14 protein-coding genes and 3 tRNA genes are annotated in these 18,088 nt (G+C 67.9%); 9 read left to right on the top strand and 8 right to left on the bottom strand.

Annotated elements, in window-relative coordinates; genetic code table 11:
• Positions 1–60: 60 nt before the first annotated feature.
• From AC6H42_RS29655 to AC6H42_RS29645, 3 genes are all read right to left on the bottom strand, one after another.
• A tRNA-Arg gene (locus tag AC6H42_RS29655) sits at positions 61–137 on the bottom strand.
• 35 nt (positions 138–172) lie between these two features.
• Positions 173–249, bottom strand: a tRNA-Arg gene (locus tag AC6H42_RS29650).
• 56 nt (positions 250–305) lie between these two features.
• Positions 306–382: transfer RNA gene (locus AC6H42_RS29645), tRNA-Arg, on the bottom strand.
• A 322-nt stretch (positions 383–704) separates the two neighbouring features.
• Here AC6H42_RS29645 and AC6H42_RS29640 point away from each other — a divergent pair.
• The 3 genes from AC6H42_RS29640 (at position 705) to AC6H42_RS29630 (ending at position 5,810) form a co-directional block, all read left to right on the top strand.
• On the top strand, positions 705–1,547 hold the full coding sequence (locus AC6H42_RS29640; protein WP_057156874.1) for a response regulator: 843 nt from the start codon (positions 705–707) through the stop codon (positions 1,545–1,547).
• 124 nt (positions 1,548–1,671) lie between these two features.
• Positions 1,672–4,665: a PAS domain-containing hybrid sensor histidine kinase/response regulator gene (locus tag AC6H42_RS29635; RefSeq protein WP_057156873.1), complete on the top strand. Its 2,994-nt coding sequence runs from the start codon at positions 1,672–1,674 to the stop codon at positions 4,663–4,665.
• Positions 4,666–4,817: 152 nt separating this feature from the next.
• The gene (locus AC6H42_RS29630; protein ID WP_057156872.1) at positions 4,818–5,810 is read left to right on the top strand and encodes a diguanylate cyclase domain-containing protein; all 993 of its coding nucleotides are present in this window, start codon (positions 4,818–4,820) and stop codon (positions 5,808–5,810) included.
• Positions 5,811–5,883: 73 nt separating this feature from the next.
• Here AC6H42_RS29630 and AC6H42_RS29625 read toward each other — a convergent pair whose 3' ends face one another.
• The gene (locus AC6H42_RS29625; RefSeq protein ID WP_057156871.1) at positions 5,884–6,306 is read right to left on the bottom strand and encodes a hypothetical protein; all 423 of its coding nucleotides are present in this window, start codon (positions 6,304–6,306) and stop codon (positions 5,884–5,886) included.
• Between the two features lie 190 nt (positions 6,307–6,496).
• Between AC6H42_RS29625 and AC6H42_RS29620 the strand changes: the two genes are divergently transcribed.
• Together AC6H42_RS29620 and AC6H42_RS29615 are read left to right on the top strand one after the other, a co-directional pair.
• Entirely contained in the window at positions 6,497–8,140 is a 1,644-nt protein-coding gene (locus AC6H42_RS29620) for a response regulator (RefSeq protein ID WP_057156870.1), read from the top strand.
• Positions 8,141–8,235: 95 nt separating this feature from the next.
• Positions 8,236–8,940: a sensor histidine kinase gene (locus AC6H42_RS29615; RefSeq protein ID WP_497549586.1), complete on the top strand. Its 705-nt coding sequence runs from the start codon at positions 8,236–8,238 to the stop codon at positions 8,938–8,940.
• A 39-nt stretch (positions 8,941–8,979) separates the two neighbouring features.
• Here the strand turns inward: AC6H42_RS29615 and AC6H42_RS29610 are convergent, their stop codons facing one another.
• The 3 genes from AC6H42_RS29610 to AC6H42_RS29600 all read right to left on the bottom strand — a co-directional run bounded on the left by AC6H42_RS29610 (position 8,980) and on the right by AC6H42_RS29600 (position 11,704).
• The gene (locus tag AC6H42_RS29610) at positions 8,980–10,314 is read right to left on the bottom strand and encodes an NAD(P)/FAD-dependent oxidoreductase (protein WP_497549585.1); all 1,335 of its coding nucleotides are present in this window, start codon (positions 10,312–10,314) and stop codon (positions 8,980–8,982) included.
• 23 nt (positions 10,315–10,337) lie between these two features.
• Positions 10,338–10,814: a type 2 periplasmic-binding domain-containing protein gene (locus AC6H42_RS29605; RefSeq protein ID WP_057156867.1), complete on the bottom strand. Its 477-nt coding sequence runs from the start codon at positions 10,812–10,814 to the stop codon at positions 10,338–10,340.
• Between the two features lie 83 nt (positions 10,815–10,897).
• Positions 10,898–11,704, bottom strand: a complete 807-nt coding sequence (locus tag AC6H42_RS29600; RefSeq protein ID WP_497549584.1) for a transporter — start codon at positions 11,702–11,704, stop codon at positions 10,898–10,900.
• Between the two features lie 119 nt (positions 11,705–11,823).
• Between AC6H42_RS29600 and AC6H42_RS29595 the strand changes: the two genes are divergently transcribed.
• From AC6H42_RS29595 to AC6H42_RS29580, 4 genes are read left to right on the top strand one after another with little or no spacing between them, the layout of a single operon-like run.
• Positions 11,824–12,258, top strand: a complete 435-nt coding sequence (locus tag AC6H42_RS29595) for a MarR family winged helix-turn-helix transcriptional regulator (protein ID WP_497549583.1) — start codon at positions 11,824–11,826, stop codon at positions 12,256–12,258.
• A gap of 50 nt (positions 12,259–12,308) precedes the next feature.
• A complete protein-coding gene (locus AC6H42_RS29590; RefSeq protein WP_497549587.1) occupies positions 12,309–13,775 on the top strand; it encodes an MDR family MFS transporter in 1,467 nt (488 codons plus the stop codon).
• Between the two features lie 4 nt (positions 13,776–13,779).
• Entirely contained in the window at positions 13,780–15,330 is a 1,551-nt protein-coding gene (locus AC6H42_RS29585) for a TolC family protein (RefSeq protein WP_497549582.1), read from the top strand.
• A 12-nt stretch (positions 15,331–15,342) separates the two neighbouring features.
• On the top strand, positions 15,343–16,512 hold the full coding sequence (locus AC6H42_RS29580; RefSeq protein ID WP_497549581.1) for an HlyD family secretion protein: 1,170 nt from the start codon (positions 15,343–15,345) through the stop codon (positions 16,510–16,512).
• 29 nt (positions 16,513–16,541) lie between these two features.
• Here AC6H42_RS29580 and AC6H42_RS29575 read toward each other — a convergent pair whose 3' ends face one another.
• Entirely contained in the window at positions 16,542–18,083 is a 1,542-nt protein-coding gene (locus tag AC6H42_RS29575) for a hypothetical protein (protein ID WP_057156863.1), read from the bottom strand.
• Positions 18,084–18,088 lie beyond the last annotated feature (5 nt).

The following is an 18,088-nucleotide window of genomic DNA, read 5'->3' as shown; positions in this document are numbered from 1 at the left end:
TCCAGCTGAGCTACAGCCGCTATTTACTACTGGTGCATCTACAACGAAACTACGGAAAACTGGTGCGGCTGGCAGGAATCGAACCCACGACCCCTTGGTTCGTAGCCAAGTACTCTATCCAGCTGAGCTACAGCCGCAAAAAACGCTACACATCGATACAACACAGCAAGACTGGTGCGGCTGGCAGGAATCGAACCCACGACCCCTTGGTTCGTAGCCAAGTACTCTATCCAGCTGAGCTACAGCCGCCTGTCATTACTGTTACTGCATGCGCTGTACGATCAGCGCATTTTACTACAACAAACTGGTGCGGCTGGCAGGAATCGAACCCACGACCCCTTGGTTCGTAGCCAAGTACTCTATCCAGCTGAGCTACAGCCGCGTTGCAAACCGCTGATAACTTGCAGTTTTCGCTTTCTTTCTCTGGTTCCCCGTCGAAAGAAGCAAGATTATAGGCATATCCATCCTGCTTGTCCAGAGGGAAATCACTTCCGCGCAGCATATCCGCCTCATTCACCAAACGGATACTGTTCATCACGAACGGCAATTGGATTTTCCATGGGGCATCCCGCATAGTTGCACCTGTCTCCTCTATTCTCCTAACGGGAAATAGATTCAGCCCGCTCCCGCAGCGGGCTTTTTTTTCGCCCGTCGCTGGTGTAGCATCAGCCAAATAGTCAATTTCGCAACGACGGGCGCCCCGGATGACACAACAAGACAGCATCAGCCTGCATACCCTGCCGCCCCTGGACTGGTCCCGCACCGCGCTGGGGCCGCCTTCCTGCTGGCCGCCCTGCCTGCGGCTGCCGGTCGATATCCTGCTCAACTGCCCGCTGGCGATGGCCATTGCCTGGGGGCCGGAGAAAATCCTGCTGTATAACAGGGCCTATGCCTCGCTGATGGGCATGCGCCTCGAGTCGGTGCCCGGCGGCACCGTGCCCATCATGCAGCCGCCGGTGTTCGGCTGGAACGGCGCCGCCCTTGAAGCGGTCTGGGGCGGCGCGGCGCTGGCCTATGCCGGCCAGGCCATGCCCTTGTGGCGCGACGGCGCGCCCAGCGAACTGTTGCTGGACCTGCACTACACGCCGCTGCGCGACGAAGGCGGCGCGGTGCGCGGCGTGCTGTGCGCCATGCAACTGGCGGGCGCGCCCGCGCCGGCCGCGCAGGAGCCGCCGTCGCACGCCCGCATCCTGGTGGTGGAGGACAATCCGGACGCGCGCTACCTGGTGTGCGAGATGCTGCGCGCGCTGGGCTACGAGGTCGAGTCCGCCGGCGACGGCGAGCAGGCCCTGGCCATGCTGCGCGACAGCCGCTACGGCATCCTGTTCAGCGACGTCAGCCTGCCGGGCATGTCCGGCGTGGAGCTGGCGCGCACCGCGCTGCGCAGCCAGCCGCAGCTGCAGGTGGTGTTCGCCTCCGGCTACGGCGGCGGCTTCACCAGCCAGCTCGACTTCGCAGCCGTTTCCATGCAGAAGCCGTATGAAATCGACCAGTTGCGGCAAGTGCTGGCCAGCGCCGCCGCACGCGTACCAACGGTGCGGTTGTAAAGCGCACAAGACGGCTACAATGAAGCTACGGTCCGGTTCGGCCGTCCCCTAGATGCAGACACCGATGATTTACTGTGAACCCCACCACCGCGCAGCACAGGCGCCTACTTCCAGGAGAGCCTGAGTGGCCAAGCTCGACAAAGAAGAGGAAGCCCGCATGCACTCGGCGGCCATGCGCAGCGCCAACAGCGTGCTGCTGGCCCGCCAGCGCGCCGAGCACGAAATGCAGGAGGCACGCGAGGAACTGCGCCGTTCCAACGCCCGCATGAAAACCGTCCTGGAGAGCATTACCGACGGTTTCATCGTGCTCGACCACGACTGGACCATCACCTATATCAATCCGCAGGCTGCCAACATCATCCATCCGCTCGAGAGCGGCGGCCAGCACGTGCTGGGCAACATCCTGTGGGACGCCTTCCCCGAACTGCGCGGCACCGTACTGGAAGCGCAGTTCCGGCGCGCCATGGAAATGCAGCAGAGCGTAGGCTTCGAGCTGTACTACCTGCCGCGCCAGATCTGGCTCGATGTGCGCGCCTACCCGTCCGCCGAAGGCCTCACCAGCTCCATCCAGAACATCACCAAGCGCAAGCTGGACGAGCGCGCGCTGCGCGAAAGCGCCAACCGGCTGCAGGTGGCGCTGGCGGCGGGCAAGCTGGGCGACTGGCTGTGGGACGCCGGCACCAACCTGGTGACGCTGGGCCGGCGCGCCGCGGAACTGCTGAACCTGCCCGCCGAGACCAGCCTGACCTGGGACGCGCTGAGCGAACACATCCTGGAAGAGGACCGCGCCCCGGCCCGCGCCGCCTTCCTCGACGCCTTCGAACAGCGCACCGATTTCAACATCGAATGCCGGGTCGAGCGCGCCGGCGGCGAGCGCCGCTGGCTGTCCGTGGTCGGCCACGGCAACTACGCCGAGGACGGCGCGGTGCTGGGCATGACCGGCATGGTGCAGGACATTTCCGACCGCAAGGCCGCCGAAAACACCTTGCGCCAGAGCCAGGAAGAACTGCAGGCCATGGCCAACTCGATCCCGCAGCTGGCCTGGATCGCCCGCTTCGACGGCGCCGTGGTGTGGTACAACGAGCGCTGGTACGAATACACCGGCCTGGCGCGCGACGACGCGCCGCCCACCGGCTGGGAAGAAGCGTACGACCCGGAGACCCTGCCGGCGATCCGCCAGCACTGGCAGGAATCGCTGCGCACCGGCATGCCGTTTGAAATGGAATTCCCGATCCGCGGCGCGGACGGGCACTTCCGCTGGTTCCTGTCGCGCGCCAACCCGGTGCGCGACAGCACCGGCCGCCTGGTGCGCTGGTTCGGCACCAGCACCGACGTCGACCAGGTCAAGCGGGTGCAGGAGGCGCTGCGCGACGAGAGCGCCATCCTGGAGCTGCTGAACACCACCGGCAACGCGCTGGCGTCCAAGCGCAACCTGCGCTCGCTGCTGCAGGAAGTCACCGACGCGGCCACCCGCATCAGCGGCGCCCGCTTCGGCGCCTTCTTCTACAACAGCACCAGCGCCGACGGCGGCGTGCTCACCCTGTACACGCTGTCGGGCATGCCGCCCGAGGCCTTTGCCCACTTCCCCCACCCGCGCGCCACCACCCTGTTCGGCCCCAGCATGCGCGGCGAAGGCACGCTGCGCAGCGACGACCTGCTGCGCGACCCGCGCTACGGCCGGAACCCGCCCCACACCGGCGTGCCCAAGGGCCACCCGGCCGTGCGCAGCTACCTGGCGGTGCCGGTGGTGTCGCGCTCGGGCGAGGTGATCGGCTCGCTGTTCTTCGGCCACCCCGAGCCGCACATGTTCAACGAGCGCACCGAGCGCATCATCGGCGGCATCGCGGCCCAGGCCGCCGTGGCAATCGACAATGCCCGCCTGTACGAAGCGGCCCAGCAAGCCGCCGAGGAGCGCAAGATCCTGCTGGACAGCGAACGCAGCGCGCGCGCCGAGGCCGAGCGCACCAGCCAGATGAAGGACGAATTCCTGGCCACGCTGTCGCACGAGCTGCGCACGCCGCTGACCGCCATCCTGGGCTGGGCCCAGGTGCTGCGGCGCGGCAGCCGCGACGAGGCCGACCTGCACCGCGGACTGCAAACCATCGAGCGCAACGCCCGGGCACAGGCGCAGCTGATCGAAGACCTGCTGGACATGAGCCGCATCACCTCCGGCAAAGTGCTGCTGGATATGCAAACCCTGTCGCCGCTGACGGTGGTCGATGCTGCCATCGAGACGGTGCGCCCGGCAGCCGACGCCAAGGGCATCCAGATCGAACGCGACTTCCACAGCACCGGCCTGGTAGCGGCCGACCCCAGCCGGATGCAGCAGGTGGTCTGGAATCTGCTCACCAACGCCATCAAGTTCACGCCCAGGGGCGGCGCGCTGCGGGTGTCGGTCGGCGAGGCCGAGGGCCATGTGGCCATCACCGTGGCCGACACCGGCATCGGCATCCGGGAGGAATTCCTGGCCCACGTGTTCGAACGCTTCCGCCAGGCCGATTCCACCACCACGCGCCGCCATGGCGGCCTGGGACTGGGGCTGTCCATTGTCAAGCACCTGGTCGAGCAGCACGGCGGCACGGTGTCCGTGGCCAGCGCGGGCGAGGGGCGCGGCGCCAGCTTCACGGTCAGCCTGCCGCTGGCCACCGCCCCCGGCGGGGCGGCGCGCCAGGCCCGCGCGCAGGCGCCGCAGCCGCCTCCGCTGCCGGCTGTGCCGTCCGACAGCGGCCTGCGCGACCTGGCCGGCATGCGCGTGCTGGTGGTCGACGACGAAATCGACGCAAGAGACCTGATCAAGCGCATACTGAGTGACTGCAACGCCACCGTGCTGACAGCCGCCAATGCGGCCGAGGCGCTGCAGCTGGTGCAACGCGAGCGCCCCAGCCTGCTGGTCAGCGACATCGGCATGCCGGACGTGGACGGTTTTGAACTGCTGGCCCAGGTGCGTGCACTGGGGCCGGAACGCGGCGGCGCGGTGCCGGCCATCGCGCTGACCGCCTTTGCCCGCTCGGAAGACCGGCTGCGCGCCCTGGAGTGCGGCTTCCGCGACCACGTCTCCAAGCCGGTGGAACCGGCCGAACTGGTGCGGGCTGTTGCGCTGGCGGCACAAAAGCGATAATTTTTTACCAAGAGAAATCTTTGTTGCCATAGGGAATAACTTGCGCTCCTACCTGAAGACGCGGCGCTGTCCTACAAGCAACGCTGCTATCCTTTGCTAAACTTAGAGCTTAAGAAATATGACCGCCCCAACTGTTTTGACGAGACATTACTATGCCTAGCCCGGACGAAATTCTGAACGCCAAGATACTTGTGGTGGACGATTGCGCCGACAACATCGACCTGATGCTTGAGATCCTGCGCGATGCCGGCTACAGCAATGTCTCGTCCACCATGCTGCCCGAGCAGGTATGCGGCCTGCACCGCCAGCACTGCTACGACCTGATCTTGCTGGATTTACAAATGCCCGAGCTGAACGGCTTCCAGGTCATGAAGGGACTCAAGGAGATCGAGCAGGACGGCTATTTGCCTGTCCTGGCGCTGACCGCCCAGCCCAGCTTCAAGATCGCCGCGCTGGAAGCGGGCGCGCGCGATTTCATCAGCAAGCCTTTCGACCTGCTGGAAGTCCACAAGCGCATCCACAACATGCTGGAAGTGCGCCTGCTGTACAAGGAGCTGGCGCAATACAGCAAGCAGCAGCAGGAACTGGCGCTGCACGATCCGCTCACCGGACTGCCCAACCGCCGCCTGCTGGAAGACCGCATCGCCACCACCTTGCAGCACGCCGCGCGCCACCAGCACAAGGCCGCCGTCATGTACCTGGACCTGGACGGCTTCAAGGCCATCAACGATACCCACGGCCATGCCTGCGGCGACGAGATCCTGAAACTGGTGGCCGGCCGCCTGGTCGGCTCCTCGCGCAAGGAAGACACCGTGGCCCGCGTCGGCGGCGACGAATTCGTCATCGTGCTGGGCGAAGTGGGCAGTTTGTCCGACGCCCAGGAACCGGCTTCCAAGCTGATCGAAGTAGTGTCCGAGCCCTACCAGGTGGGCGCACTGACGCTGAAGCTGTCCACCAGCATCGGCATCGCGCTCTATCCCGACCATGCCGACAACGTGCAGGCCCTGATCGAGAAAGCCGACCAGGCGCTGTACGACGCCAAGCGCGGCGGCAAGAACCGCCACTGCGCGGCGCAGCCCGAGGCGGCCGCCGCCGAGGCCTACATCCCCAGCCATCCGGCCTTGCACAGCGCTTCGGTCGCGTGAACGCCGCGCGCCACGCAGCAAGGCCGCGCAGCGAACTGCGCGGCCCCGGTGCGCCGCACCGGCGCGGGCCGTATCAGTGCGCGGCGGCTGTTTCCTTGGCCGCGCCCTCTTCCGTGGACTGTTCGACTTTGCCGGCATGCTGGTGGTCACTATGCGCGTCCACCATCTCCGGCGCCACTTCGATGCGGGTAATGCCGGCATCGACCGAGATCGGGTCGCTGGCCGGGAAAGTCATTTCCACCGCTTCGTCCAGCAGGGTTTCCTTGGCGATCTGGGCCGGCGTTTCCTGCTCATGGTCGGCCAGGATGGTAATCGCCTGCGCCCACTTGACGAAGTCCAGCTCGGCCAGCTCGCGCACCGTGCTGACGTTGAAAGCCTTGGCCAGCGCCTTCGCGTCGGCGGCGCTGACGCCTTTCAGTGCGCTCACCGGCGCTGCCGCCAATTCGCGGAAGCACTTACCCATGTATTCTTTGTCCACAACGGTATCGATATTCATGATGCATCCTTTCCAGGGGTTGGTCGGCACGGCACGACTATGGCACGCGCAACCGGCGCTGTATGTGCGCAGCCGAACACTGGCCGCGCGCGATAGCCGTGCGCGCTTTTGACTTTCACTTATCAGGTTGTTATGATCGGTCAATAGTTTGTCAGGCGAAATTCTTCCTTTCCGTGGCTCCAACAACAACGTGCCTAAAGTAGACAAACCCAAAGTCCTGGTCGTCAACGACGACGCCAACAGCCTGTTCGCGTTGACCAGTTTGCTGGCCCAGTGGTCGGAGCAGGAAGGCTATGATGTCCTGGCTGCGCGCTCGGGCGAGGAAGGCTTGCGCCAGGTGCTGATGCACGATTTCGCCGTGATCCTGCTGGACGTGAACATGCCCGGCATGGACGGCTTCGAGACCGCCGAGGCGATCCACCAGCGGGCCCGCTCGGCCGACATCCCCATCATCTTCGTGACGGCCTTCGTGGCCGACGAGCTGGACCGCCTGAAGGCCTACCAGCGCGGCGCGGTGGACTTCCTGTTCACCCCCGTCATCCCGCAAATCCTGCACGCCAAGATCTCCGTGTTCGTGGCGCTGGCCGTCAAGAACGAAGAGCTGAAGCGGCAGGCGCGCCAGCTCAGCCAGCGCACCACGGAGCTGACCGCCACCAACAAGAAGCTCACGCGCGAGATCGAAGAGCGCAAGATGGCCGAGCAGCAAAACCATGCCAAGGACGAATTTTTGGCCATGCTGGGCCACGAACTGCGCAATCCGCTCAGCGCCATCAGCAGCGCGGCCTCGCTGATCGCCCTGCCGGGCGTGGCGGCCGACGCCGTGGCGCGCGCCAAGCACATCATCCAGCGCCAGAGCCGCCACCTGGGCCGCATCGTCGACGACCTGCTGGACCTGAGCCGCGCCATGTCGGGCAAGATTCTGTTGAACCGGGCGCCGCTGGAACTGTCCGGCCTGCTCAGCACCTGCCTGGAAACCTACCGCACCACCGGCCGCACCGCCGGCTACGCGGTAACGCTGGAAGCGGGGCCCGGCTGGGTGCATGGCGACGCCACCCGGCTGGAACAGCTATTCTGCAATTTGATGGACAACGCGTTGAAATACACGCAACCCGGCGGCAGCATCGCGGTCTGCTGCGAGGCGGACGGCGACGACATGCTGCTGTCGGTGGAGGACAGCGGGGTCGGCATACCGGCCACGCTGCTGCCCCATGTTTTCGACGTCTTCGTCCAGGGCTCCAGCACGCTGGACCGCGCGCAAGGCGGGCTGGGCATCGGCCTGGCGCTGGTGCGGCGCCTGGCCGAACTGCACGGCGGCAGCGTCACCGCGTTCAGCGGCGGCAGCGGCGAAGGCAGCATCTTTACCATCCGGCTGCCGCGCGGCGAGCGGCCATCCGAACCGAGGCAAGAGATTATGAACACCCCAGAAACCGGCAAGCCCACCGTGCTGCTGATCGAAGACAACGACGACGGCCGCGAAATGATGTCGATGATGCTGAGCTGCTACGGCTATGAAGTGCGCAATGCGGCCGACGGCCTGCAGGGCCTGGAGCTGGCCGCCACCTACCGCCCTGACCTGGCGCTGGTCGACATCGGCCTGCCCGGCATCGACGGCTACGAGGTGGCGCGGCGGCTGCGCGCCAGCGAGGACACGCGCGGCATGAAGCTGATCGCGCTGACCGGCTACGGCCTGGCGGAAGACCAGCGCCGCGTGCTGGAGGCCGGCTTCGACATGCACCTGGTCAAGCCGGTCGACATCGACAACCTGATGAAAGCGATCGGCAGTTGCGCGGCCCCGGCAGGCGCCGGCGCCGACCCGGCCATCGCGCGGCCGTGAGCATGCCGCACGCCATGTGGCAGTGCGACAAAGAAAATCAACCTCAGGTATGATCGCCGCATAAAAACAGATCATCTTACTCTGAGACCCTTCTTATGTCCGCACAGGCACATCCCGCCCCTTACGACAGCCAGCGCGCCGCCGAGCTGAGCGAACTGCTCGGCCACGTCAACGCCTGCTGGGACAACGAGCGCCGCTCGCTGTCGCGCCAGCTGCACGACAGCATGGGCTCCTCGCTGACGGCGCTGACCATGCACCTCGGCCTGCTGACCCAAAAGCTGCCGCCGGATCCGGCGCTGCTCGAGCGCGCCACGCAGATGAAAAATCTGCTGCACACCATCATCGAAACCAACCGCCAGATGCAGCACCGGCTGTGGAACGACAAGCTGGAATTCCTCGGCGTGCGCGTGGCGCTGGGCGAGCTGGTGACGCAGTTCGGCGAACAGCACGGCGTGGCGGCCAACTGCAGCCTGCCGGAGGACGAGCCGCGCTGCCCGCGCAGCCACAACGTGGTGCTGCTGCGCGCGCTGGAGGAAGGCTTGCGCAACATCGTCAGCCATGCACGGGCCAGCACGGTGGACGTGATCGTGGACGACAACGACGACGCAATCATGCTGACGGTGAAGGACAACGGCGTGGGGCCGGCGCCGCAGGCGGACGTGATCGGCGCCGACAGCGCCAAGCATGGCCTGCGCGTGCTGCGCGAACGGGCCGCCTACCTGGGCGGCACGCTGACCCTGGTGGCCGGCAGCGGCGGCGGCGCCGTCCTGACGGTGGTCTTGCCCAAGCCGGCGCCCTAGCGCCCGGCCGGGCTGGCCCTGGCCGGCTGCAGCCCTCCCCTAGTGCAACTTCACCAGCGGCGTGGTGCGCTTGATCAGGAAGCGCGCCAGCGCCAGCACGCCGGTGCGCACCGTGCCCAGCACCGCCTGGTGGTGCATCAGGTGCAAGCTGGTGTACATCAGCCGCGCCACGAAGCCGTCGACAAACCAGCTCAAGCCCTTTAGCGAACCCATCAGGCTACCGACCGACGAGGTCTGGCCGAACGACACCAGCGAGCCATAATCCTTGTAGACATACGGCGCGCTCGGCGGCGCCTTGCCTTGCGCCTGGCGCAGCAAGGTCTGCACCAGGTAGCCGGCCTGCTGGTGCGCGGCCTGCGCGCGCGGCGGCACCGGCTTGCCGTCCCCCCCCAGGCACAGGGCGCAGTCGCCCAGCGCGTAAATGCCGGTCTGGCCCTTGACGGCAAGGTGGCCGTCCACCTCCAGCTGGCCGCCCTTGGCGGTCGGCAGGCCCAGCGTGGCCAGCAGCGCGGGCGCCTTGATGCCCGCCGCCCACACCACGATGTCGGCCGCGTAGTGCGCGCCCTCGCCTGTCGTCACACGCTCGGCGTCGATGGCTGTCACGCGCGTGCCGGTCACCACCTTGATGGCGCGCTCTTGCAGCAGTTTGAGGGCGGCTGCCGATACGCGCTCGGGCAGCGGCGCCAGGATGCGGGGCGCCCCCTCCAGCAGCGTGATGCGCACGTCCTGCTCTGGTTTCAGGTGGCCGAAGCCGTAGGCGGCGTACACCCCGCTCGCTTCGCGCAATTCCGCCGCCAGCTCGACGCCGGTGGCGCCGCCGCCGATGATGACAATGTCCACCCCCGCCCCGGCCGGCGCGGCCGCTGGTTCGACCACCTCGGTCGCGCCCGGCGCGCCCTTCTTCAGCGCGGCCTTGGTCAGCAGCTTGAGCAGGGTCAGCCGGAAGCGCTCGGCGTCCTCGGTGGCGTTCAGGGAAATGGTGTGCTGCTCGGCGCCGGGCACGCCGAAGTAGTTGGAGGTGCTGCCGATGGCCAGCACCAGCGACTCGAAGCCGATGCGCCGTTCGGGCAGCAGTTCCTCATGCTCTGAGGTGGCGATAGCCGCCACCGTCAGCTGTTTGCCGGGCGCGTCGAGCGCCGTCAGGGCGCCATAGACATAGGTGAAACCGTTGTCGTGCGCCAGCATCTGGTAGGACAGGCCTTCCTGGTGGATATCCAGGGTGCCCGCCGCCACCTCGTGCAGCGAAGGTTTCCAGATGTGGTACAGCCGGCTATCGACCAGCATCACCTGCCGCGGCCCCAGCTTGCGGCCCAGTTTGCAGGCCAGCTCCAGTCCGCCGGCCCCGCCTCCCACGACGACGATTTTGCTATGCATGTGGCTCCTGAAGTGGATCGAACTCAGTCCTTGCCGTGGCCCTTGCCGTTGCCGTGGCCATTGCCATGGCCGTTGCCATGGCCCTTGTCGTGTTTGTCGTGTTTGTCATGCTTGTCGCGGTGGTCGTCGCGATGGTCGTCCCGGCGGCCGTCATGCTGGCCGCCACGGCCGTGTTCCGTGCGGTAGCGCGGCGCATAGTCGTTCACATACCAGTCGTCGCGCACGAAGTAGACGCGGCGGCCGCAGGCGTTGTACGCGCCGCAGTGCTTCGACCACTTCTTGGCATGGCCGGGCGGCACGCGCAGGTACAGCGGCTGCTCGATCACGCGCACCGGGCGGTGCACAATGATGGGTTCCGCATAGATGACCGGCGGCGGCGCCATGTTGCCCAGATCGATACGGCCGTAGAAGCCGGGCTGACCCACGCTGATGGAGACATTTTGCGCAGCGGCGGTCAGGGAAATTGCCAGCAGGCTGGCGGCGATGAGGAGTTTTTTCATGGTGTCATCTTATGGTTATGGGTTTACTGCACCTTTATTCTAAGCCGACAGTGACTTTCCGTATGTACGCTTGCGCACACAAGCTACCAAATTTTGGCCAAAGGCAACACTACGCCGCTGAAAAACTGCCACTCGGGCGTGGCCCGGTTCAAGCCGCGCGCCAGGCCGAAGTCGATGGCCAGGCGCGGATGGGGACTGTAGGCGGCAGCCAGCAGCAGCTGCGCCGTACTGCCCGCCCCGCTGCGGCGCGTGCCCGCCAGTTCGGCCGTGGCCCCCCATTGCGCGTCCAGCGGCACCGAGAACGATGCCGAGGCGCCGCGCTGCACGCGTCCCAGTCCCGCTTCTGCGCCCCCCAGCCGGGTCAGGTTCAGATTGGCGTCCATGTGCACGGTGCCGAAATCGCGGCTGACGATGCCGTTGATGCTGTAGTCCGCGCGGCCGCTGCCGATGCCGTCCCGCGCCGTGGGCGCCTTGGCCCCCAGCTCCAGGCCCAGGCCCGGGCCGCCCTCGCCGCCGGCGCTCCAGGCGCGCTTCAGCACCACCAGCGTGTCGCCCGCGCCGCGCAGCCGGGGCGCGCCGTCCTGCCGGTCCGACACCCAGGCTTCGCCGCCCAGCAGCACGCCCCACTGCGGGCTGAACGCCAGCTTGAGGGTATAGGGCAGGCTGGCGCGGCGCGCCCCGCCGTCGCGGCTGGCCAGTCCGCCCAGTTCCAGTTCCAGCTGGCCGGGAGCCGGCAGTTGCGCCGGGCTGGACACCGACGGGCGGTATGGCAGCACCGGCGGCGCGCTGCCGGTGCTGTCGTCCCCCGCAGCCTGCGCCATCGCCGGCCCGCACCCCGCCGCCGCCAGTCCCAGGATGGCAGCGGCCAGCGCGCCCCGCCGCATCGTCATTCGCAGTCTCATCAGTCCTCCGAGTCGATACCGCAGCCTACCATGCCTGGCCGGCATTGCAATTCAGAAAAATACCATGGTAGACTAATGATTAGATATCTAACCATTAGCCCATAGACATGTCACTTTCCCTCGACGAACGCTTCTCGCACGCCCTGCACACCACCGCCCGCGCCTGGCGCCTGGCGCTGGACCGGCGCCTGAAAGACCTGGGCATGGGCCAGGCCAGCTGGATGGCGATTGCCGCCGTGGCCAAGGCCCAGCCGCTGTCGCAAACCGAACTGGCGCGCCACCTGGGCGTGGAAGACCCCACCATGGTTGCCATGCTCGACCGCCTGGTGAAAGCCGGCTACCTGCAGCGCACGCCGTCCGGCAGCGACCGCCGCGTCAAGCTGGTCAGCCTCACGCCGGCCGGCCAGGACATCTACACCCGCGTGAAGAAGGAAGCCAACGCCTTCCGCCAGGAGCTGCTGGGCGACACCGATCCAGCCACGCTGGCCATCGTCACCGGCTTTCTCGAACAGCTGCAAGCGGCGGTCGAGGCCAAGCTGTGAGCCCTGCCGCCGCAGCCGGTCCAGCCAGGCAAGCGCCGCTGAACCGGCGCATGATCACGCTGTCCATCATGCTGGCCACCATCATCCAGGCGCTGGACGGCACCATTGCCAACGTGGCGCTGCCGCATATGCAAGGCAGCCTGTCGGCCTCGCAGGATCAGATCACCTGGGTGCTGACCTCCTTCATCGTGGCCGCCGCCATCGCCACCCCGCTGACCGGCTGGCTGTGCGACCGCTTCGGCCAGAAAAATGTGTTCCTGGTGTCGGTGGCAGGCTTCACCGTGGCCTCGGTGCTGTGCGGCCTGTCCGCCACGCTGGGCGAGATCGTCGCCGCCCGCCTGCTGCAGGGCGTTTTCGGCGCCGCGCTGGTACCGCTATCTCAAGCCGTGCTGCTGGACATCAACCCGCGCGAAAAGCACGGCTCGGCCATGGCCGTGTGGGGCATGGGCGTGATGATAGGCCCCATCCTCGGTCCCACGCTGGGCGGCTGGCTGACCGACAGCTACGACTGGCGCTGGGTGTTCTTCATCAACGTGCCGGTGGGAGCGATGGCGTTCTACGGGATCTGGAAATACATCCATCCCACGCCCGCCGCGCGCAGCATGCGCTTCGACGCCTTCGGCTTCGCCACCCTCAGCCTGGCCATCGGCGCGCTGCAGATGCTGCTGGACCGGGGCGAACAGAACGACTGGTTCGCCGCCACCGAAACCTGGATCGAAGCGGCCGTGCTGGCGCTCAGCCTGGCCTGGTTCGTGGCGCATACCGCGCTCACCCCAGCCGGCAAGTCCTTCTTCAATTACCGCCTGCTGAAAAACGCCAACTACGTGAGCGGCCTGCTGTTCATCTTCAGCGTCGGCCTGGTGCTGTTCGCCACCCGCGCGCTCACGCCCTCGCTGCTGCAGGGGCTGATGGGCTATCCGGCCGCGCTGGCCGGCCTCGTCACGGCGCCGAGCGGCCTGGGCACCATGGTGGCGATGCTGCTGGTCGGGCGCCTGGTGGGCCGCTACGACGTGCGCCTGCTGCTGGCCATCGGCTTCGCCGTCACCGCGTTCTCGCTATGGCAGATGAGCGGCTACACGCTGGTGCTGTCCGCCGCCGACATCGTCTGGCCGGGCGTGATCCAGGGCTTGGGGCTGGGACTGGTGTTTGTACCGCTGAGCGCGGCCACCTTCGCCACGCTGGCGCCCGAAATGCGCGCCGAAGGCACGGCGATCTACAGCCTGGTGCGCAACATCGGCAGCAGCGTCGGCATCGCGCTGGTGCAGACGCTGCTGGTGCGCAACACGCAAACCGTGCATGCGGCGCTGGTGGAGCGCGTGGCCGTGACCGACACCGCGCCCGACGCGCTCGCGCTGCTGAACGCGGAAGTGACGCGCCAGGCTTCGATGATCGCCTACGTGGACGACTTCTGGCTGATGACGCTGCTGACCCTGGCGGTGATTCCGCTTCTGCTGCTGGTGCGTCCCGCAGCCAAAACCGCCGCACCTGCGCCTGCCGGCCATGCGGCCATGGATTGAGACTATGAGAACAAGTACTCCCCTGCTCCCGCCGTCCGCACTGGCCAGCGCCCTTGCCTACGCGTTCGCGCTGGCCGGCTGCGCCCACGTTCCCGCCGAGCGCACTGCCCCGCTGGCGCAACGCGACGTGCCGGCCGCCACGGTCGCCGCCGACATCAAGCTGGCGCGCGACGGCTGGCCGGAAGCGCGCTGGTGGGAGGTCTACCACGACGCCCAGCTGGACCGCCTGATCTCGGCCGCCCTCGCCGCCAGCCCGGACCTGGATGCGGCCGCCGCGCACATCTCTGCGGCGCATTCTTCGCTGGACCGCACGCGCGCGGCGGCGGGGCTGGAAGCCGGCGTGTACGGCGGCATGAACCGCCAGCGCTACTCCGGCACCGGCCTGTTCCCGGCGCCCATCGGCGGCAGCTCCTTCACCGAAGAGACCGTGCGCGTGGAAGCGCGCTACAACTTCGACTGGTGGGGCCGCAACAAGGCGCAAGTGGCGGCGGCGGCGGGCGAGCTCAACGCGCACCGGGCCGGCTACGCGCAAGCCGAGCGCGCGCTGTCGGCGGCCATCGCGCAAAGCTACTTCCGCCTGCAGGGCGGCTGGGCGCGGCGCGCCAACCTGGAACAGCTGATCGCCGCGCAGCAGGCCGTGATCGCCGATGCCGCCAAGCGCATCGCGCGCGGCCTGGGCGTGCAGGACGAAGCGCGGCAAGCCGGCGCCGAGCTGTCGCAGCTCAGGCAGCAGCTCGCCCAGCTTGACGGCGACAACCTGCGCGAACGCGAGGCCCTGCGCGCCCTGCTCGGCGGCGACAACGCGCCGAACGCCGGCCAGTCCGACGCCCACGCCGGCGGCACGCGTGCACCTGGCACGGCGGACGCTGCAGCCCCCGCTGCGCCCCGCGCCAGCACAGCGCAATTGCTGGCCGCGCTGCAGCAGCGCGCACTGCCCGAGGGGCTGCACGCGCTGCCGTCGCGCCTCGGCATGGAGCTGCTGGCGCGCCGGCCGGACCTGCAAGCCGCGCGCTGGCGCGTGGAAGCCGCGTTGAGCCGCATCGACGCCGCCAAGGCCGCGTTCTACCCGGACATCAACATCAGCGCCGCCGCCGGCCTGAATTCGATCTCCCTTGAGCGCCTGCTGGAAGCACCAAGCCGCACGCTGTTCGTCGGCCCCACCATCACCCTGCCACTGTTCGACAGCAAACGCCTGGCCGCGCAACTGGAAGGTACGCGCAGCGCGCGCAACGCGCTGGTGGCCGAGTACAACCGCGCCGTGGTGGCCGCCGTGCGCGACGTGGCGCAGGACGCCGCCGCCGTGCAAGCGCTGGAAGCCGAAACCAGCGAACAGGCCGCCGCCAGCACCGCCGCGCAAGCCCTGCTGCGCTCCGCCCAGGCCAGGCTGCAAGGCGGCCTGGCCAGCCGGCACGCCGTGCTGAATGCGCAACTGAACGCGCTGCGCCAGCAGGATGCCGCCCTGCACCTCCGGCAAATCCAGCTGCAAGCCGAAGTCGCGCTGATCCACTCGCTCGGCGGCGGCTACCGCGCCGGCACCGCACTTACCCTGAACTAATCCGAGCTCGCCATGACCACCGCACCCGAAACCACCGCCGCAGCCCCAGCCAACAACAAAAAACGCACCCGCGTGCTGGCCGGCATCACGCTGGCCTTCGTGGCCGCCGGCGCCGCTTACGCCTTCTACTACGAATCCGTGCTGTCCAGACAGCAGGAAACCGACAACGCCTACGTCGGCGGCAATCTCGTCACGCTATCCTCGCAAGTGGCTGGCAACGTGGCCGAGATCGGCGCCGACGAAACCCAGCTGGTGCAGGCCGGCGCGCAAATCGTCAAGCTCGACCCGGTGGACGCCGAGGTGGCGCTGGAACTGGCCCGGGCCCGCCTGGGCGCCGCCGTGCGCCAGGAACGCCAGCGCTACGCCGACGCCGGCCAGTTCGACGCCGCCGTCGCCCAGCGCAGGCTGGCCTTGAACAACGCGCAGGACGACCTGGCCCGCCGCGCGCCGCTGGCGGCCGACCACACCGTCTCCGGCGAGGAGGTGGAGCACGCGCGCCAGGCCGTGGCCAACGCGCAGGCGGCGATCGAAGTGGCGCTGCAACAAAGCGCGGCGGCGCACGCGGGCGTGGCCGGTGTGGCACTGGCCGAGCACCCGGCCGTGCAGGCGGCGCGCGCCGACTACATGCAAGCCTGGCTGGCCGCGCGCCGCAACGCCATCGTGGCGCCGGTGTCCGGTTACGTGGCCAAGCGCAGCGTGCAGGTGGGCGCCCGCGTCACGCCCGGCATGCCGCTGCTGTCCATCGTGCCGCTGGACCAGCTGTGGGTGGACGCCAACTTCAAGGAATCGGAACTGCGCGACATCCGCGTCGGCCAGCCCGCCACGGTGGAGGCGGACCTGTACGGCGGCAAGGTGGCCTACCACGGCAAAGTACTGGGCATGTCGGCAGGCACCGGCAGCGCGTTCTCGGTGCTGCCGGCGCAGAACGCCAGCGGCAACTGGATCAAGGTGGTGCAGCGCGTGCCGGTGAGGATAGCGCTCGATGCGCAAGAGCTGGCCAGGCATCCGCTGCGCATCGGCCTGTCCACCACGGTGAAGGTGGACATCAGCAAGACCGACGGCCCCATGCTGGGTGCCCCGATGCCGCGGGCGCCGATCTACAACACCAGCGCGCTGGCCCAGCCGCTGCAGCAGGCCAGCGCGGCCGCCGACGCCATCATCGCGCGCAACATGGCGCACTGAGGCCGCATGACGGGGACATCTATCCTGCCTCAATCCTGCTGCAGCTGGTTCTCAAGCTGTTCGATGGCGGCCTGCGACTGGGCGATCACCTTGCTGGCGATGCGTTCGCGCATGCCCTGCACGCGCCCGGCGGCCTCGGCCTCCAGCAACAGCGGCGTGAGCATCTGCCGGGCCGATTCATGGAAGCCTTGCGCCACCTCGTCCAGCTGCGCCAGGTAGGACTGCTCGGCCACCTTCAGCCGCGCGCGCAGTTCCTCCTCGAAGGCGCGGCGCTTGTCGCGGATTTCCGATCGCTTGCGCTTGCCGCCGTCGGCGAACCACTTGAACGCGCCCGCCAGCAGCACCGCGCCGCCGACAAACGGCGCCGCCGGCGCCAGCACCGGCATCACCACCGCCACGCCGAACAGGTAGGCCACCGTGCCGGTGCCCGCCGCCGCCACCGCGCCGCCCATCAGCGTCAGGCTGGCGGCCGTATCGACCGTGTTGACCAGCCGCGTGCCGATGCGCAAGCTGGGCATCAGCTTGGCCAGCGCCGCATGGTGTTCGCGCTGGAACACATTGGTCTGCCCCAGCCGCATGCCGGACTGGAACAGGCGCAAGTCGTGCTGCATCAGCTTGAGCGCCTCTTCCTTGCGCCGCACCACGCGGTCCAGCCGGCGCTCCATCTCCTGGCCGAACTGGTTGCGGCCTATGCTTTCCCACACGTCGCCGTCCTTCCACTGGTCGGTGGCCAGGCGGTCGGCAATCGCCAGCTCGATGGCGTTGCCGGCATCGTGCACGGCGTCGTCGATATCCTGGAACAGCATGCTGCGCTCGTAGGCCACGCGCGCGTCCACCAGCGCCAGCCGCTGCTGCACCTGGTGGCGCAGTTCCAGCGCCGAGGCCATCATGCGGTCCGCGTTGGCGGCCGACGCGGCCATGCTGGCAGCCAGTTCCTGATAGGCGCGGATGCCCTGCCCTATGCTGGCGGTGGCCTGCTGCACCATGCCGCGCAACTGCGCCTGGTCCAGTTTGCCGCCCTGGAAGCGGCGCGCGCCGTCCATCAATTCCGTGTGGCCGGTGCTGCGGCCGAAGTCGGCCACCACGTCGCCCAGGCCGCGCCCCTTGACCAGCTTGCGCGCCTGCTGGCCGATGCTGCCCAGCAGGCCGCGCTCGTCGTCGGGCGGCAGCATGGCCAGCTCGTCGGTGCGCAGGCGCAGGTCGAGCGCCTTGGCCACGCGCTGCGCCAGCGCGCGCGCCTTGGCTCCCTGCAGCGCCACCAGCGGACGCAGCATGTCATAGGCATGCTCGCGGGTCTGCAGGTCCACCGCCGGCGCGCAGCGCGCCAGCGCATTGAGCGCCCAATCGACGCTCACGCCCGACTCGATGGCGTTCAGTACCAGTGCGGTGAATACGGCGGAAGCCTTGCCTTCGCCGGCCAGGTCGGTCACGGCGGCAAACTGGCCCAGCGTGACGGTGCCGTCGGCAGCGGCCAGCGCGCCCACGGTACGCGCCAGCGCGGAGGCAAAGCTTTGATCGGAGGACAGGTGTTCGTCCAGCGTGCGGATTTCTAAGGGTTTTTCGGCATCCATCCAGT

Source organism: Massilia sp. NBRC 108631 (genome assembly GCF_059704565.1).
This window is presented reverse-complemented; position numbering and strand designations above follow the sequence as displayed.

Excerpts from the sequence above, each read along its gene's own strand:
- AC6H42_RS29580 (WP_497549581.1), top strand. The coding sequence starts at position 15,343 with ATGACCACCGCACCCGAAACCACCGCCGCAGCCCCAGCCAACAACAAA.
- AC6H42_RS29595 (WP_497549583.1), top strand. The coding sequence starts at position 11,824 with ATGTCACTTTCCCTCGACGAACGCTTCTCGCACGCCCTGCACACCACC.
- AC6H42_RS29605 (WP_057156867.1), bottom strand. The coding sequence starts at position 10,814 with ATGAAAAAACTCCTCATCGCCGCCAGCCTGCTGGCAATTTCCCTGACC.
- AC6H42_RS29585 (WP_497549582.1), top strand. The coding sequence starts at position 13,780 with ATGAGAACAAGTACTCCCCTGCTCCCGCCGTCCGCACTGGCCAGCGCC.
- AC6H42_RS29575 (WP_057156863.1), bottom strand. The coding sequence starts at position 18,083 with ATGGATGCCGAAAAACCCTTAGAAATCCGCACGCTGGACGAACACCTG.
- AC6H42_RS29630 (WP_057156872.1), top strand. The coding sequence starts at position 4,818 with ATGCCTAGCCCGGACGAAATTCTGAACGCCAAGATACTTGTGGTGGAC.
- AC6H42_RS29590 (WP_497549587.1), top strand. The coding sequence starts at position 12,309 with ATGATCACGCTGTCCATCATGCTGGCCACCATCATCCAGGCGCTGGAC.
- AC6H42_RS29615 (WP_497549586.1), top strand. The coding sequence starts at position 8,236 with ATGTCCGCACAGGCACATCCCGCCCCTTACGACAGCCAGCGCGCCGCC.
- AC6H42_RS29600 (WP_497549584.1), bottom strand. The coding sequence starts at position 11,704 with ATGACGATGCGGCGGGGCGCGCTGGCCGCTGCCATCCTGGGACTGGCG.
- AC6H42_RS29625 (WP_057156871.1), bottom strand. The coding sequence starts at position 6,306 with ATGAATATCGATACCGTTGTGGACAAAGAATACATGGGTAAGTGCTTC.
- AC6H42_RS29640 (WP_057156874.1), top strand. The coding sequence starts at position 705 with ATGACACAACAAGACAGCATCAGCCTGCATACCCTGCCGCCCCTGGAC.
- AC6H42_RS29610 (WP_497549585.1), bottom strand. The coding sequence starts at position 10,314 with ATGCATAGCAAAATCGTCGTCGTGGGAGGCGGGGCCGGCGGACTGGAG.